Origin of the sequence: Pantoea latae, from assembly GCF_002077695.1 — a bacterium.
In the GTDB taxonomy this organism is placed as follows: Bacteria; Pseudomonadota; Gammaproteobacteria; order Enterobacterales; family Enterobacteriaceae; genus Pantoea; species Pantoea latae.
In genome coordinates this window covers 151,183-167,847 of the sequence record NZ_MWUE01000013.1, presented here as the reverse complement: position 1 = coordinate 167,847, position 16,665 = coordinate 151,183, and the positions used below count along the sequence as shown (strand labels likewise).

The 16,665-nt window shown below is 58.8% G+C and carries 13 protein-coding genes; 6 read left to right on the top strand and 7 right to left on the bottom strand.

What is annotated here, in order from left to right; all coding sequences use genetic code 11:
- Positions 1-328 precede the first annotated feature (328 nt).
- The 5 genes from dapB to folA all read left to right on the top strand — a co-directional run bounded on the left by dapB (position 329) and on the right by folA (position 8,125).
- The gene (dapB, locus tag B2J69_RS09530; protein WP_081138688.1) at positions 329-1,144 is read left to right on the top strand and encodes a 4-hydroxy-tetrahydrodipicolinate reductase; all 816 of its coding nucleotides are present in this window, start codon (positions 329-331) and stop codon (positions 1,142-1,144) included.
- Between the two features lie 469 nt (positions 1,145-1,613).
- Positions 1,614-2,762: a glutamine-hydrolyzing carbamoyl-phosphate synthase small subunit gene (gene carA / locus B2J69_RS09525; protein WP_081138685.1), complete on the top strand. Its 1,149-nt coding sequence runs from the start codon at positions 1,614-1,616 to the stop codon at positions 2,760-2,762.
- Between the two features lie 14 nt (positions 2,763-2,776).
- Positions 2,777-6,001, top strand: a complete 3,225-nt coding sequence (gene carB, locus B2J69_RS09520; protein WP_081138682.1) for a carbamoyl-phosphate synthase large subunit — start codon at positions 2,777-2,779, stop codon at positions 5,999-6,001.
- Between the two features lie 238 nt (positions 6,002-6,239).
- Positions 6,240-7,379 (top strand): porin, encoded by a 1,140-nt coding sequence (locus tag B2J69_RS09515; protein WP_081138680.1) that lies wholly within the window; start codon positions 6,240-6,242, stop codon positions 7,377-7,379.
- Between the two features lie 266 nt (positions 7,380-7,645).
- Positions 7,646-8,125 (top strand): type 3 dihydrofolate reductase, encoded by a 480-nt coding sequence (gene folA / locus B2J69_RS09510; RefSeq protein WP_081138678.1) that lies wholly within the window; start codon positions 7,646-7,648, stop codon positions 8,123-8,125.
- A 55-nt stretch (positions 8,126-8,180) separates the two neighbouring features.
- On the opposite strand, the gene apaH is transcribed toward folA, so the two are convergent.
- Genes apaH through lptD form a run of 6 tightly spaced genes read right to left on the bottom strand, consistent with a single transcriptional unit; the run spans position 8,181 to position 15,001 of the window.
- Entirely contained in the window at positions 8,181-9,035 is an 855-nt protein-coding gene (gene apaH / locus B2J69_RS09505; protein ID WP_081138675.1) for a bis(5'-nucleosyl)-tetraphosphatase (symmetrical) ApaH, read from the bottom strand.
- Between the two features lie 59 nt (positions 9,036-9,094).
- Positions 9,095-9,472, bottom strand: a complete 378-nt coding sequence (apaG, locus tag B2J69_RS09500; RefSeq protein ID WP_081138672.1) for a Co2+/Mg2+ efflux protein ApaG — start codon at positions 9,470-9,472, stop codon at positions 9,095-9,097.
- 3 nt (positions 9,473-9,475) lie between these two features.
- Entirely contained in the window at positions 9,476-10,297 is an 822-nt protein-coding gene (rsmA, locus tag B2J69_RS09495; protein ID WP_081138670.1) for a 16S rRNA (adenine(1518)-N(6)/adenine(1519)-N(6))-dimethyltransferase RsmA, read from the bottom strand.
- A complete protein-coding gene (gene pdxA, locus B2J69_RS09490; RefSeq protein ID WP_081138667.1) occupies positions 10,290-11,282 on the bottom strand; it encodes a 4-hydroxythreonine-4-phosphate dehydrogenase PdxA in 993 nt (330 codons plus the stop codon). The genes rsmA and pdxA overlap by 8 nt, the downstream gene beginning before the upstream one ends.
- Complete coding sequence (gene surA / locus B2J69_RS09485) at positions 11,272-12,567, bottom strand: peptidylprolyl isomerase SurA (protein ID WP_081138664.1); 1,296 nt, start codon at positions 12,565-12,567, stop codon at positions 11,272-11,274. Before surA ends, pdxA begins: the two co-directional genes overlap by 11 nt.
- Before the next feature lie 55 nt (positions 12,568-12,622).
- Positions 12,623-15,001, bottom strand: coding sequence for an LPS assembly protein LptD (lptD, locus tag B2J69_RS09480; RefSeq protein ID WP_081138661.1), 2,379 nt, complete (start codon positions 14,999-15,001; stop codon positions 12,623-12,625).
- Positions 15,002-15,183: 182 nt separating this feature from the next.
- Between lptD and djlA the strand changes: the two genes are divergently transcribed.
- Positions 15,184-15,996, top strand: coding sequence for a co-chaperone DjlA (djlA, locus tag B2J69_RS09475; RefSeq protein WP_081138659.1), 813 nt, complete (start codon positions 15,184-15,186; stop codon positions 15,994-15,996).
- Between the two features lie 13 nt (positions 15,997-16,009).
- On the opposite strand, the gene rluA is transcribed toward djlA, so the two are convergent.
- Complete coding sequence (gene rluA, locus B2J69_RS09470; protein WP_371824385.1) at positions 16,010-16,663, bottom strand: bifunctional tRNA pseudouridine(32) synthase/23S rRNA pseudouridine(746) synthase RluA; 654 nt, start codon at positions 16,661-16,663, stop codon at positions 16,010-16,012.
- Between the last annotated feature and the right edge of the window lie 2 nt (positions 16,664-16,665).

Here is a 16,665-nt window from a genome sequence, read left to right as displayed (position 1 = left end):
GCTGGAACAGGGATGTTCCATCCCCGCCGGTCCGTCAGGCAGACGAATGACGTGAAGGTACCGCGTCAGCGGCGCGAGGACCGCCCGTTCCTGAGCGGCACCAGCCTGCGTTATCACCCCCTGCTTAACTGACAAGCATTACGACATAAGTCGGCCTTTTTCATGGGCAAAAAGGTTAAGTTCCAGCCAGCGGAATTGCTTTTACTGATAATCACTAAGCGCTACCCTGAAATTCTAATTATCCCGCATTAGTAGTGGCGTGACTGTTAACTGATCGTTAACCTGATTGCGCTTTGCATGCATAGTTTTGTATCAGGAATGAATAAATATGAAGAATTACCGCATTGCCATCGTGGGCGCGCCGGGCCGTATGGGGCGCAATCTGATTGAGGCGACGCAGCAGGCGGAGGGTGTTGAACTCGGCGCCGCGCTGGTGCGTCCCGGCTCTTCGCTGGTGGGCAGCGACGCAGGCGAGCTGGCCGGAACGGGCAAAAACGGGGTGATCATCACCGACGATTTACGCAGCGTGATGGATGATTTCGACGTGCTGGTGGATTTCACCCGTCCCGAAGGCACGCTGCACTATCTGGCGCTGTGCCGTGAATATAAAAAAGCGATGGTGATCGGCACCACCGGCTTCGATGAGGCGGGCAAAGCGGCCATTCAGGCAGCCTCGACCGAAATCCCCATCGTCTTTGCCGCTAATTTTAGCGTCGGCGTCAACCTGGTGCTGAAGCTGCTGGAGAAGGCAGCGAAGGTAATGGGCGACTACGCCGATATCGAAATCGTCGAAGCGCACCATCGACACAAAGTTGATGCCCCTTCCGGCACCGCGCTGGCGATGGGCGAAGCGATCGCCGACGCCATGAACTGGAATTTAGACCAGCACGCCGTCTACGCGCGCGAAGGGCACACCGGCGAGCGTCAGCCGCAGACCATTGGTTTCGCCACGGTGCGCGCGGGCGATATCGTCGGCGAGCATACCGCGATGTTTGCGGATATCGGCGAGCGCGTTGAGATTACCCACAAGGCCTCAAGTCGTATGACCTTTGCAAAAGGCGCGGTTAAGTCAGCATTGTGGCTGAAAGAGAAGAAAAACGGGCTTTATGATATGCGAGATGTGCTGGATCTCTCGATGTTGTGAGTGTTGTGAACCATTGTGATGTGGTTATTTCAATCGGTAACAGATTGATTGAACAGGGCGATAGCGTTATCGCCCTTTATTTTTATTTAAAATGAGTGTTTCTTTATTTAAAAGATGTGAAGTATCCAAAATAGTAGGTTTTTTCTGCCGTTGCGGTTAAAAAAAGAGCTTTTTTGACCATTTGGTCAAAAATAGCAGCCTGCGGGCCGCACTTTTATTTTATTTCACCCAGGCAACCGTTTATTCCCGCCGCTAATGTCGCTTTTTTGCGACTTATTCCTGGTTTTATCCGTCAGTGACGCGAAAACAGCTAAAAAATCGTCTTGCAGGGTAGACAAGCCGCAGGGGGATCATTAGAATGCGCGCAATTTGCCAAAAATCGACCACTCAGGCGGTTTTTGCCTTGATTCAGGGCCAAATTTTGAATTAATATGCAAATATTGTGACTGTTTATTCCCTGGAGGATGTTTTGATTAAGTCAGCGCTCTTGGTTCTGGAAGACGGAACCCAATTCCACGGTCGGGCCATCGGGGCAACGGGATCGGCAGTGGGGGAGGTCGTTTTCAATACGTCAATGACCGGTTATCAAGAAATACTCACTGATCCCTCCTATTCCCGCCAGATCGTCACCCTCACTTATCCCCATATCGGCAATGTCGGCGTCAACGCCGCTGACGCAGAATCGACCCAAATTCACGCGCAAGGCCTGGTCATTCGCGACCTGCCGCTGATTGTCAGCAACTTCCGCAGCGAAGAGAGCCTGTCAGCCTACCTGCAGCGTAATAACGTGGTGGGCATCGCCGATATCGACACCCGCAAGCTGACGCGTCTGCTGCGCGAAAAAGGGGCGCAGAACGGCTGCATCATCGCGGGCGACAACCCGGACGCGGCGCTGGCGCTGCAGAAAGCGCAGGCATTCCCGGGGCTGAAAGGGATGGATCTGGCGAAAGAGGTCACAACGGCGGAAACCTATAGCTGGCAGCAGGGTTCCTGGACGCTGAACGAAGGCCTGCCGCAGCCAAAGAGCGCGGAAGCGCTGCCGTACCACGTCGTGGCCTACGACTACGGCGTCAAGTTCAACATCTTCCGCATGCTGGTGGATCGCGGCTGTCGCCTGACGGTGGTGCCGGCGCAGACGCCTGCCGAAGAGGTGCTGAAGCTCAATCCAGACGGCATTTTCCTCTCCAACGGCCCAGGCGACCCGGAGCCGTGCGATTACGCCATCAGCGCCATTAAGGCGTTCCTCGACACCGACATCCCGGTGTTCGGCATCTGCCTCGGCCATCAGCTGCTGGCGCTGGCGAGCGGCGCGAAAACCGTGAAAATGAAGCTCGGCCACCACGGCGGCAACCATCCGGTGCAGGATCTCGACAACAATACGGTGATGATCACCGCGCAGAACCACGGCTTCGCCGTCGATGACGCCAGCCTGCCGGCGAATCTGCGCGTGACGCACATTTCACTGTTCGACAAAACGGTGCAGGGTATTCACCGCACCGACAAACCGGCGTTCAGCTTCCAGGGACATCCGGAAGCGAGTCCGGGTCCGCACGACGCCGCGCCGCTGTTCGATCACTTTATTGAACTGATCGACGCCTATCGTTCGAAAGCTAAGTAATCAGGAGCCTGAAAATGCCAAAACGTACTGATATAAAATCCATCCTGATCCTTGGCGCAGGCCCGATTGTTATCGGCCAGGCCTGTGAGTTCGACTACTCTGGCGCGCAGGCGTGTAAAGCGCTGCGCGAAGAGGGCTACCGCGTCATTCTGGTTAACTCTAACCCGGCGACCATCATGACCGACCCGGAAATGGCCGATGCGACCTATATCGAGCCGATTCACTGGGAAGTGGTGCGCAAAATTATTGAAAAAGAGCGTCCGGACGCGGTGCTGCCGACCATGGGCGGCCAGACGGCGCTGAACTGCGCGCTGGAGCTGGAGCGTCAGGGCGTGCTGGAAGAGTTCGGCGTCACCATGATTGGCGCCACCGCCGATGCCATCGATAAAGCAGAAGATCGTCGTCGCTTCGACGTGGCGATGAAAAGCATCGGACTGGATACGGCGCGTTCAGGCATCGCCCATACCATGGAAGAGGCGCTGGCCGTGGCGGAAGATGTCGGCTTCCCGTGCATTATCCGTCCCTCGTTCACCATGGGCGGCACCGGCGGCGGCATCGCCTATAACCGCGAAGAGTTTGAAGAGATTTGCGAGCGCGGTCTGGATCTCTCGCCGACCAACGAGCTGCTGATCGATGAGTCGCTGATTGGCTGGAAAGAGTATGAGATGGAGGTGGTGCGCGACAAGAACGACAACTGCATCATTGTCTGCTCTATCGAAAACTTTGACGCCATGGGCATCCACACCGGCGACTCCATTACCGTCGCCCCGGCGCAGACGCTGACCGATAAAGAGTATCAGATCATGCGTAACGCCTCGCTGGCGGTGCTGCGTGAAATCGGCGTAGAAACCGGCGGCTCTAACGTGCAGTTCTCGGTTAACCCGAAGGACGGGCGCCTGATCGTTATCGAGATGAACCCGCGCGTGTCGCGCTCCTCGGCGCTCGCCTCTAAGGCGACCGGCTTCCCGATCGCTAAAGTGGCGGCCAAGCTGGCGGTCGGCTTTACCCTCGACGAGCTGATGAACGATATCACCGGCGGCCTGACCCCGGCGTCGTTCGAACCCTCAATCGACTACGTTGTCACCAAGATCCCGCGCTTTAACTTCGAGAAATTCGCCGGTGCCAACGACCGTCTCACCACGCAGATGAAGTCGGTAGGCGAAGTCATGGCGATTGGCCGCACCTTCCAGGAGTCGATGCAGAAAGCGCTGCGCGGGCTGGAAGTGGGCGCCAACGGCTTTGACCCGAAAGTGCATCTCGACGACGCCGACGCGCTGACCCGCATCCGCCGCGAGCTGAAAGATGCCGGCGCCGAGCGAATCTGGTACATCGCCGACGCGTTCCGTGCCGGTATGTCGGTCGACGGCGTCTTTAACCTGACCAATATCGACCGCTGGTTCCTGGTGCAGATCGAAGAGCTGGTGCGTCTGGAAGAGCAGGTGGCGCGCGAAGGCGTCAATAGCCTGAGCCAGCCGTTCCTGCGCGCGCTGAAGCGCAAAGGCTTCGCCGACGCGCGTCTGGCGACGCTGGCGGGCGTCTCGGAAGGCGAGATCCGTAAGCTGCGTCAGCAGTACAACCTGCACCCGGTTTACAAGCGCGTCGACACCTGCGCCGCCGAGTTCGCCACCGATACCGCCTACATGTACTCCACCTATGAAGAGGAGTGCGAGGCGAACCCGAACCAGGATCGCGACAAGATCATGGTGCTGGGCGGCGGACCGAACCGTATCGGCCAGGGCATCGAGTTCGACTACTGCTGCGTGCACGCCGCGCTGGCGCTGCGCGAAGACGGCTTCGAAACCATTATGGTGAACTGCAACCCGGAAACCGTCTCTACCGATTACGACACCTCCGACCGTCTCTACTTCGAGCCGGTGACGCTGGAAGACGTGCTGGAAATCGTGCGCATCGAGCAGCCGAAAGGGGTGATCGTGCAGTACGGCGGCCAGACGCCGCTGAAGCTGGCGCGCGCGCTGGAAGCCGCAGGCGTGCCGGTTATCGGCACCAGCCCGGACGCCATTGACCGCGCCGAAGACCGCGAGCGCTTTCAGCAGGCGGTCGATCGCCTCAACCTGAAGCAACCGGCCAACGCCACCGTCACCACGCTGGAGCAGGCGGTGGAGAGAGCGGCCAGCCTCGGCTACCCGCTGGTGGTGCGCCCCTCCTACGTGCTGGGCGGCCGCGCCATGGAGATCGTCTATGACGAGATCGACCTTAAGCGCTACTTCCAGACCGCCGTCTCCGTCTCTAACGACGCGCCGGTGCTGCTGGATCGCTTCCTGGACGATGCGGTGGAAGTGGACGTCGACGCCATCTGCGACGGCGAGCGCGTGCTGATTGGCGGCATCATGGAACATATCGAGCAGGCTGGCGTGCACTCGGGCGACTCCGCCTGTTCGCTGCCGGCCTACACGCTGAGCCAGGAGATCCAGAACGTGATGCGCCAGCAGGTCGAGCGCCTGGCGTTTGAACTCAACGTGCGCGGCCTGATGAACGTGCAGTTCGCGGTGAAGGACAATGAGGTTTACCTGATTGAGGTCAACCCGCGCGCCGCCCGTACCGTGCCGTTTGTCTCCAAAGCCACCGGCGTGCCGCTGGCGAAAGTCGCGGCGCGCGTGATGGCGGGCAAAACTCTGGCGGAGCAGGGCGTCACCAAAGAGGTGATCCCGCCTTACTACTCGGTGAAAGAGGTGGTGCTGCCGTTTAACAAGTTCCAGGGCGTGGACCCAATCCTCGGCCCGGAAATGCGCTCCACCGGCGAAGTGATGGGCGTTGGACGCACGTTCGCCGAAGCCTTCTCTAAAGCGATGCTGGGCGCGCAGAGCAACATGAAGAAGAGCGGCCGCGCGCTGCTCTCGGTGCGCGAAGGGGACAAAAAGCGCATCGTCGATTTGGCGGCCAAGCTGCTGAAGTTCGGCTTTGAGCTGGATGCCACTCACGGCACCGCCGTGGTGCTGGGCGAGGCGGGTATCAATCCGCGTCTGGTGAATAAGGTGCACGAAGGTCGTCCGCATATTCAGGATCGCCTGAAGAACGGCGAATATACCTATATTGTCAACACCACCGCCGGCCGTCAGGCGATTGAAGATTCACGCGTCATCCGTCGCAGCGCGCTGCAGTATAAAGTGCACTACGACACCACGCTGAACGGCGGTTTCGCCACCGCCATGTCGCTGAATGCCGACCCGACAGAGCAGGTTATTTCCGTACAGGAAATGCACGCACTGATTAACGGTTAATTTCGGTGCATAATTAAACGGCCCTGCGGGGCCGTTTTTTTTATTTTTTTAAACCGATCCTCAATAATAAATAACTAAAAACGATTAAAGTTTTGCGGGTTTGTCTTTAGGCTTAGCGCGGAATGCGGTAATTCTCATTTCCTTTAAAAACCGCACAAATTTATAAAGCGAAAGCGTATCGGCACGACGTAATATTTCGCCGCCTATTATTCCGGGCCAATCAGGAACCTATAAAAAAATGAAAATGCGTGCTTTCACACTGAGCGCCATCGCTGCATTAATGGCGGCTGCGCCATTTGCCAGCCAGGCCGAAATTACTCTGCTTAAACAAGATCCGCAGGCGGGCGATCCGCTGAGCCGACTGAACTTCACCGTTGGCGGTAGCATTCGTCCGCAGTTCGAACATCAAACCGGCGTTAACGACAAATCCTACAAGCGTAATGGCTTTGACGGCGGCACCCGTTTCCGCTTCGCCGCTGACTATTATCTGTTCGACGATATTAGCTGGGCGAGCTATTACGAAGTCGGCGTAAATATTCCCGCGGTATTCGACTGGGACAATCACTATAAAGATGGCGCTAACGACACCACGCGTCGCCAGCTTTACACCGGTCTGAAAAGCAAAACCTGGGGCGAAATCTATTTCGGCCAGCAGAACAGCGTATTCTATGATGTAGTCGGCGCGAAAACCGATATCTGGGATTACGACATGAAAGGCCAGGCGCCGGGCAACGGCATCAACGGCGACTACGACGGTTCATACCGCTCACGCAAACAGCTGAAGTATAAAAACAGCTTCGGCGCGGTCGACCTGTATGCCTCTTACCTGTTCAGCGACAACGAATACCTGCCGGGCAATGGCCTGCGCTACAAGCGCAAAGGCGGCGGCTCGCTGGGCGTGGATTATCACATCACCGACGACCTGACCTGGGGCACGGCGTGGAACTATACCCGCGCGGAGATGCGTAATCCGGGCAATGGCGACAGCGGCGACTACAACCAGAATATCTACGGCACCGCACTGAGCTGGAAGCCGGGCAACTGGACGCTCTCTGCTGGCGGCGGCTGGTATCAGAACTTCCTGCTGACCAGGCGCAGCAACGTCAACGACTACTTCGCCGACGACGCCTGGGGCCTGGAATACTTCGCTGGCTATAAGATCCCGGTTAAGCAGTACGGCCTGAAAGCGATTCAGCCCTACGTGATGGGCGACCGTCTGGAGTACGTCAACGGTCGCAACTATCAGCGTATCGACAACGGCCTGGGCGTGACGCTGTTCCTCGACTACGGCTTCCGCGTCGATTACGAACACGTCTTTACCTCCAGCACCGACAACCTGGGCGATATCAACCTGGTGCGTCTGCGCTACGATTTCTAACGGTCTGAAGCGTGAAACGGCTCCTGCGGGAGCCGTTTTTTTTGGCCGCCGCGCCGCAAATAAGCGCCGGTTTCCCGCCTTGTATCGGCTAACCGATTTTATCTGGCGGCTTGCGGGGTCGCGCCGGGAAAAAGCGGTTTAAAACTCTGCGCAACCCGCAAAAGGCGGTGGCAAAAGCCCTTTACGTAATAAGACTCTTCCCGCTATCGACGAAAGTTTCGCCTTTACGTATGATGGCGCCAATTTTTTACTGTGAGTCTCTTAACATGATTAGTCTGATCGCGGCATTAGCAGCGGATCGCGTCATTGGTATGGAAGGTGCCATGCCGTGGAACCTGCCTGCAGATTTGGCGTGGTTCAAACGCAACACCCTGAATAAACCGGTTATTATGGGTCGCCTGACCTTTGAATCCATCGGTCGTCCGCTGCCCGGACGGCTGAATATCGTCGTCAGCAGCAAGCCCGGCACGGCCGAAGGGGTCACCTGGGTGACGTCGCTCGACGAGGCGATTAAAGCGGCTGGCGATGTGCCGGAGATCATGGTGATTGGCGGCGGGCGCATCTATGAGCAGATGCTCAAGCGCGCCGATCGTCTCTATCTCACCCATATCGACGCCGAAGTCGAAGGGGACACCCAGTTCCCGGACTACGAGCCGGATGAGTGGCAGTCGACCTTCAGCGAATTCCATGACGCTGACGAGCAGAACTCTCACAGCTACTGCTTCGAAATTCTCGATCGTCGCTAAGCACGAGAAAGTAAAAAGGCCTTGTCCGTGGACAAGGCCTTTTTTTATGTGTCGCTCAGGCGGACTGCTGCGGCGGCAGCGTTTCCGTCATCGACGGCTGGCGGCTGGACGGCTGGGTAAAGTAGCGCTGGCTTTCCCAGTGCAGCAGCGTCAGTACGCCGCCCCAGCAGCAGCCGGTATCCAGTCCGATCACGCCGGGCGGCGTGCCTTTGCCTTCCAGCGACGCCCAGTGGCCGAAGATTTGCGTGTAGCCTTCGGGCAGCCTGTTGGGAATGGCGAACCAGGGCTTCAGCGGCGGCGGCGCGGAATCGGGCGCCTCTTTGCAGATCATATCGAGCTGCCCGTTGGGAAAGCAGAGGCGCATGCGCGTCAGGGCGTTAGCGGAGAAGCGCAGGCGCGCCAGCCCGCTCAGCTCCGGCGTCCAGTTATTGGGCATGTCGCCATACATCGCGTCGAGAAATAGCGGGTAGCTGTCGCTGGAGAGCACCGCTTCCAGCTCGCGCGCGCAGGCTTGCGCCGTCTCCAGATCCCACTGCGGCGTGACGCCGGCGTGCGCCATCACCAGCTTCTTCTCTTCATCAACCTGCAACAATGGCTGACGGCGCAGCCAGTTGATCAGCTCGTCGGCATCTTCTGCTTCCAGCAGCGGCGTCAGGCGATCCTTCGGCTTGTTGCGGCTAATGCCGGCAAAGACCGCCAGCAGATGCAGATCGTGATTGCCCAGCACCATACGCACGCTCTGGCCGAGGGATTTCACGTAGCGCAGCACTTCAAGCGAGTTCGGACCGCGCGCCACCAGATCGCCGGTCAGCCACAGCGTATCCTGTTCAGGCGAAAAATCGACCTGCTCCAGCAGCGCGCGCAGCTCATCGTAACAGCCGTGGATGTCGCCAATCAGATATGTGCTCATAGAGAAGTTATCCGCTATAAAAAACCGCGCCCGGCAGAGCCGGGCGGAGGGTAAAAAGATCAGTGTATATGGGTTTCCAGGGCGAGTCGGAATACCGGGATGTCGATGTTAAAGGTTTCACCCTCTTCATCCTGCATCACATAATGGCCCTGCATGGTGCCCATCGGCGTTTCGATAATCGCGCCGCTGGTGTACTGAAATTCGCTGCCGGGCGCGATAAAGGGCTGCTCACCGACCACGCCTTCGCCCTGAACTTCGGTTTCGCGTCCGTTGCCGTTGGTGATCAGCCAGTAACGGCCCAGCAGTTGCACAGCGGTACGGCCCAGATTGCGGATGGTGATGGTATAAGCAAAGACGTAGCGCTCTTCTTCCGGCGAAGACTGAGAGGCGATATAGAGACTTTGTACCTGAATAGACATCCGGGCCGATTCACTCATGCATTACTCCAGCGGTTCAACGTTATGCGTCGCCAGCCAGTTGGCTAACTGACAGTATTGCGCCACCGACACGTTTTCCGCGCGGAGTCCTGCATCAATGCCCAGCTCATCCAGCGCGCCGGCGGCGAACAGGTAGCCGAGGCTGTTGCGCAGCGTTTTGCGGCGCTTGCCGAACGCTTCGGTGGTGATGCGGCTCAGGACGCGAATATCGCTTACCGGATACGGCGGCTCGACAAACGGCACCAGACGCACCACGGCCGAATCCACTTTAGGCGGCGGCGTAAAAGAGTGCGGCGGCACTTCCAGCACCGGGATCACCTGGCAGTAGTACTGCGCCATCACGCTGAGGCGGCCGTAGGCTTTGCTGCCAGGCCCGGCGACGAGGCGGTTGACCACCTCTTTCTGCAGCATGAAGTGCATATCTTTAATCGAACCAGTATAGCTGAAAAGGTGGAACATCAGCGGGGTCGAAATATTGTAGGGCAGGTTGCCAAATACGCGCAGTGGCTGCCCTTTTTCTTTGGCCAGCGCGGCGAAATCGAAGGTCATCGCATCCTGCTGATAGATCGTCAGCTTGGGGCCGAGGAACGGATGGGTCTGCAGACGCGCAGCCAGATCGCGGTCCAGCTCGACCACCGTTAAGGCGTCGAGGCGTTCGCCGACCGGTTCAGTCAGCGCGCCGAGGCCTGGGCCGATCTCCACCAGCGCTTCGCTGCGCTGCGGATGGATGGCGGAAACAATGCTGTCGATAATGTACTGATCGTTCAGGAAGTTCTGCCCGAAACGTTTACGGGCGTAGTGCCCCTGATGGACGCGATTATTCATTACTGCTCTTGATCATAGTGATGGCGAGGTTAAGCGCCGTAATAAAGCTGCCCGGCTCCGCCTGACCCAGACCGGCCAGTTCCAGCGCGGTGCCGTGGTCAACGGAGGTGCGGATAAAGGGCAGACCAAGCGTGATATTCACCGCGCGGCCAAACCCCTGAAATTTTAGCACCGGCAAACCCTGATCGTGATACATCGCCAGCACCGCATCGGCGTGCTGCAGATATTTCGGCTGGAACAGGGTGTCGGCGGGAAGCGGTCCGGTCAGCTGAATGCCCTGTTCGCGCAGGGAGTCGAGCGCCGGAATAATGGTATCGATCTCTTCGCGTCCCATATGGCCGCTTTCGCCCGCATGGGGATTTAGCCCGCAGACAAAAATATGCGGCTGCGCGATGGCGAACTTCTGCTGCAGGTCGCGGTGCAGAATGGTGATCACTTCGCGCAGGCTGGCGTGGGTAATCGCCGCGGAGACATCTTTCAGCGGCAGATGGGTGGTAGCCAGCGCCACGCGCAGTTCTTCGGTCGCCAGCATCATCACCACGCGATGACCGCCGGCGCGATCGGCGAAAAACTCGGTGTGGCCGGTAAAGGGGATGCCAGCATCGTTTATCACGCCTTTATGCACCGGTCCGGTGATCAGGGCGGCAAACTCGCCGTTCAGACAGCCGTCGCAGGCGCGCGCCAGCGTCGCCAGCACGTAGGGGCTGTTGGCCGGTTGAAGGACACCCGGCGTCACCGGCTGCGCGGTGTCGACGGGCAGCACCGTCAGCGTGCCCGCCTGCTGCGGCTGTGCCGCGACGCCAGGCTGATAGTCGCGCAGCGTCAGCGGCAGGCCGAGCAGGGCGGCGCGCTCGCGCAGCAGCTGCGGCGAGGCGCACACCACCAGTTCAACCGGCCAGCTCTGCTGAGCCAGTTGAATGGCGAGATCGGGACCAATTCCGGCGGGTTCGCCGGGGGTGATAACGACGCGAAAATTACTGCGCATTGCCGTCCAGAATCTTCACGTAGGCGCTGGCGCGCTGCTCCTGCATCCAGGTTTGCGCTTCTTCCGCAAACTTGCGGTTGAACAGCAGGCGATAGGCGCGCTCTTTTTGCGCCGCATCGGTCTTATCGACCTGGCGGGTGTCCAGCAGCTGGATCAGGTGCCAGCCGAACGAAGAGTGAACCGGCTGGCTGGTCTGGCCTTTCTGCAGCTTCAGCAGCGCGTCGCGGAAGGCGGGATCGAACGCTTCCGGCGAAGACCAGCCCAGATCGCCGCCCTGGTTGGCGGAGCCTGGATCGTCAGAGAACTGTTTCGCCGCGGCGGCGAAGCTGGTTTTGCCGCTGCGAATATCGGCGGCGATCTGTTCCAGCTTCGCGCGCGCCTGGTCGTCGGTGAGGATCGGCGACGGCTTCAGCAGAATATGGCGCGCGTGCACTTCGGTGACAGAGATGTTTTTGCTCTCGCCGCGCAGGTCGTTGACCTTCAGGATATGGAAGCCGACGCCGGAGCGGATCGGACCGACGATATCGCCTTTCTTCGCGGTGGAGAGCGCCTGGGCGAACAGGGTCGGCAGCTCTTCAATTTTGCCCCAGCCCATGTTGCCGCCTTTCAGCGCCTGCGGATCGGCGGAGTAGGTGACGGCCAGCTTGCCGAAATCTGCGCCGCCTTTCAGTTCGCCGACCAGCTGCTTAGCCAGCGCTTCCTGATCGTCGACCTGCTGCTGCGACGGGTTTTCCGGCAGCGGCAGCAGGATCTGGCTGACGTTGAGTTCGGTGCCCTGGCTGTTTTGCGCGCCAACCTGGGTGGCGAGCGTGTCGACTTCCTGCGGCAGAATGGTGACGCGACGACGCACTTCGTTGTTGCGCACCTCGGCGATCAGCATCTCTTTGCGGATCTGTCCGCGATAGTCGCTGTAGTTGACGCCGTCGTAGGCGAGACGGCTACGCAGCTGGTCGAGGCTCATATGGTTCTGCGCGGCGATATTGCCGATCGCCTGGTCGAGTTGCTGATCGTTGATCTGCAGGCCCGCTTTTTCGCCCATCTGCAGGATGATGTTGTCCATGATCTGGCGTTCAAGGATCTGGTGACGCAGGGTTTTGTCGTCCGGCAACTGCTGGCCAGCCTGTTGCGCCTGCGCCTTCACGGTGCGCAGCATATTATCTACGTCACTTTCGAGAACGACGCCGTTGTTAACAACGGCAGCGACTTTATCAACCACTTGTGGTGCTGCGAACGCGGTGTTGGCGGCGATCGCCACACCCAGAATCAGCATTCTCCAGTTCTTCATACTTTATCCATTGTTGTTTCCGCAGTGCGGGAATGACCAGTCAAACATCGCAACATCAGAAAGCGCGCTGGTAAGGGATAATACCCTGACGCAGCATCTGGTCGGTGCCTAAGCCGTAACCGGAACTCAAACCACGCAGCTCAATGTTGAATGAGATTTGATTGTCGTACTTACTGTCGTTATTTTCCCAACCGTTGATCTTGCGTTCGTAACCCACGCGGATCGCGTAGCAGCAAGAGCTGTACTGCAGACCAACCAGCTGCGAGGCCGGTTTTTTGTTGCGCGTATCGTAGTAATACGCGCCCACCACCGACCAGGCGTCAGCAATCGGCCAGCTGGCGGTGCCGCCTACCTGAGAAATACCGTTTTTGTAGATCGGGTTGTTCACCAGATCGGAGTTGTTCAGCGCGCTGGCCACATATTCCGGGCTGCTGTAGCGGTAGCTCAGCTGCAGGACGCGGTCGGCATCGCGACGATACTCCAGCACGGTATTGCCCTGGGCGACGTTGTTGAGGCGGGTGTCATACTGCAGCCCGCCGCGCACGCCCCAGCGATCGCTCACTTTCCAGTAGGTGTCGCCGGCCCAAATCAGGCTGCCGGTGTCATCTTCTTTGTTGGTCTGGTTTACGCCGGTACGGGAAGGCGTAAACGAGTAGATTTGACCCACGGAAACGTTAAAACGTTCAACCAGATCCTGATCATAAATACGCGTGGTGACGCCGGTCGCCACTTCATTGGCGGAAGCGATACGATCCAGGCCGCTATAGGTGCGGTCGCGGAACAGGCCGGTATAGTCGGTCTGCAGCAGCGTCGAGTCGTACGGATAGATATCGCTCTGGTTGCGATAGGGAATATAGAGGTACTGGATGCGCGGCTCCAGCGTCTGGGTATAGCCCTCCGCCCAGTCCATATCGCGATCGAAGACCAGACGGCCGTCGACCTTGAACTGCGGCATGGTGCGGTTTACCGAGCTTTTCAGCTGGCCGCTCTGGCTGTTGTCGGTGCCAGCTATATTCGCGTTGTAATACTCCAGCGAATCCTGCTGATAGTGCGTCGCCAGGAACTTCGCCTGGGTATCCAGGCTGGCCCAGCCGTTGGACAGCGGCAGATCGAGCGTCGGTTCGATATGTAACCGCGTCGCTTCGGGATAGTTGTCGTTGACGTTGGTGAACTTCACCGCCTGCGCGTAGATACGGCCGTCGAACGGACCCATATCGTTCTGGTAGAAGTTCAGGTCCAGCTGCGGCTGCGCGCGATAGACGTTGGTGCTGCTGGTGTCGCCGAAGACCTGGAAATCCCTGCTGGAGAGCGTGGCGTCCCAGTTGGTGTCGGCGTAGCCGATACTGAACTTCTGCGTCGCATAGCCGTCGGTCGAACTGTAATATTTCGAGTCGAGATCGTTGAAGTAGTAAGGATCGCTGACCTTGGTGTAGTTGGCGTTGAAGCGCCAGTGCTGGTCATAGACGCCGGCGTGCTGCCAGTAGAAGAGCCAGCGGTCGTTGCTTTTATCCTCGGCGATGCCGCGCGCCGCTTTGTCTTTATCGTACTGATTATCAGACGGCAGATAGTCGAACTCCATCAGACCGGCGCCGAACTGCGTCAGATAGCGAAATTCGTTCTCAAGCTGCATGCCGCGCTTCGACATATAGTGCGGCGTAATGGTGGCATCCGCCTGCGGCGCGATGTTCCAGTAGTAGGGCAGAACAAATTCGAACCCTTTGCTGCTGCCATACTTCGCGTTCGGGATCAGGAAGCCGGAGCGGCGGCGATCGCCAATCGGCAGCTGCAGATAGGGGCTGTAGAAGATCGGCACCGCGCCGAGCTTAAAGCGCGCGTTCCAGATCTCCGCCACTTCTTCCTGGCGATCCTGGATCACTTCCGAGCCCACCACGCTCCAGCTGTTGTAGCCGGGCAGACAGGAGGTGAAGCTGCCGTTTTCCAGAATGGTGTAGCGGTTGTCGGCGCGCTGCTTCATCAGGTCGGCGTCGCCGCGGCCCTGACGGCCCACCATCTGGTAGTTGCCGTTCCAGACGTTGGTGTCTTTGGTATTCAGGTTGGACCAGGCTTTCGGACCTTTCAGGATGACCTGATTGTCATCGTAGTGCACATTACCCAGCGCGTCGACGGTGCGAACCGGCGTGGTCTGCCCCTCTTGCTGGCGCTGATGCAGCTGCATCTCATCCGACTGCAGGCGGCTGTTGCCCTGCTGAACCTCTACATTGCCGGTGAATACCGCGTCGTCTGGATAGTTTCCTTTCGCCGCGTCGGAATGAATCGTCACCGGCAGCTGGTTCGTCTGGCCAGTGACCAGCGGACGATTATAGCTCGGTACGCCCAGCATACACTGCGACATAAGATCGTCGGCCAGAGCGGACTGGCTGGATATCGCTGCGCCAATCATGGTGGCCAGCAGGGTAGGTAGTCGTTTATTCATACGCGGTATCGAGAATTCCATGAAAACTGGCATCATGCCGACAATCGGCTCAGAGACTAACGTACTGCCCGGCGTTGTGCCAGTGTTAATCCGTGTCTGTCCGCGTTGCCGTTAGGCGCTGGGATAAATGACAGGTATGATAATGCAATTTTCAGCCGCAAGCATGGCGAATTGAGGAGTTTATGCGCTACTGGGGAAAAGTTATCGGGCTGGTGCTGGGGTTGCTTTCCGGCGCCGGTTTTTGGGGCATTGTATTCGGCCTGCTGATTGGCCATCTCGTTGACAAGGTGCGCAGCGCAAAAGGACAGGCCTGGTTTGCCAATAATCAAACCCGTCAGACGCTCTTTTTTCAGACCACGTTTCAGGTGATGGGCCACCTTACCAAATCGAAGGGGCGCGTGACCGAGGCCGATATTCAAATCGCTTCTTTATTAATGGATCGCATGCAGCTGCACGGCGACGCGCGCAGCGCGGCGCAGCGCGCCTTCCGCGAGGGCAAGCAGGGCGACTATCCGCTGCGCGCCAAGCTGCGCGAGCTGCGCAGCGCCTGTTTTGGCCGCTTCGATCTGATTCGGATGTTTCTGGAAATTCAGATACAGGCAGCGTTCGCCGACGGTTCGCTGCATCCCAACGAGCGTCAGGTGCTCTACGTCATCGCCGAAGAGCTGGGGATTTCGCGCGTTCAGTTCGATCAGTTTCTGCGCATGATGGAGGGCGGTCAGCAGTTTGGCGGCGGTCAGGGCGCAGGCTACGGCGGCTATCAGCAGGCGCAGCGCGGGCCGACGCTGGAGGATGCCTGTAGCGTGCTGGGCGTGAAGAGCAGCGATGACGCCACCACCATTAAACGCGCCTACCGCAAGCTGATGAGCGAGCATCATCCCGATAAGCTGGTGGCGAAAGGGCTGCCGCCGGAGATGATGGAGATGGCGAAGCAGAAGGCGCAGGAGATTCAGGCGGCGTACGATCTGATCCGCCGCGAGAAAGGCTTTAAGTAGCGGGCCCGCCCGCTTAAAAGTCCGCGGGCTGGCGGAAGGTCATGCTGTTGCCGAACGCCGGATGGGTGATGGTGAGCGACTCGGCATGCAGCAGCAGGCGCGGCGCGCGGGCTTTCGCCTCGGGATGGGCGTAAAAGCCGTCGCCTAAGATAGGATGGCCCAGCGCCAGCATATGCACGCGCAGCTGGTGCGAGCGGCCGGTGATCGGCTTCAGCGCCACGCGCGCGCTGTTGTCGTCCAGATACGCCAGCACTTCATACTCGGTCTGCGCCGCTTTGCCGGTTTCAAAGCAGACTTTCTGTTTCGGCCGGTTCGGCCAGTCGCAGATCAGCGGCAAATCGATGACCCCTTTTTCCGCCGCCGGATGGCCCCAGACGCGCGCCACATAGCTTTTTGACGGCTCGCGCTCGCGGAACTGTCGCTTTAGCTCGCGCTCGGCCGCCTTGGTAAGCGCCACCACGATCACGCCGCTGGTGGCCATATCAAGGCGATGCACCGATTCCGCCTGCGGATAGTCGCGCTGCACGCGCGTCATCACGCTGTCTTTGTGCTCTTCCAGACGGCCAGGCACCGACAGCAGCCCGCTTGGCTTATTGACCACCATAATGTGCGCATCCTGATAGAGGATGTGCAACCAGGGTTCGCGCGGCGGATTATAGGGTTCCATCA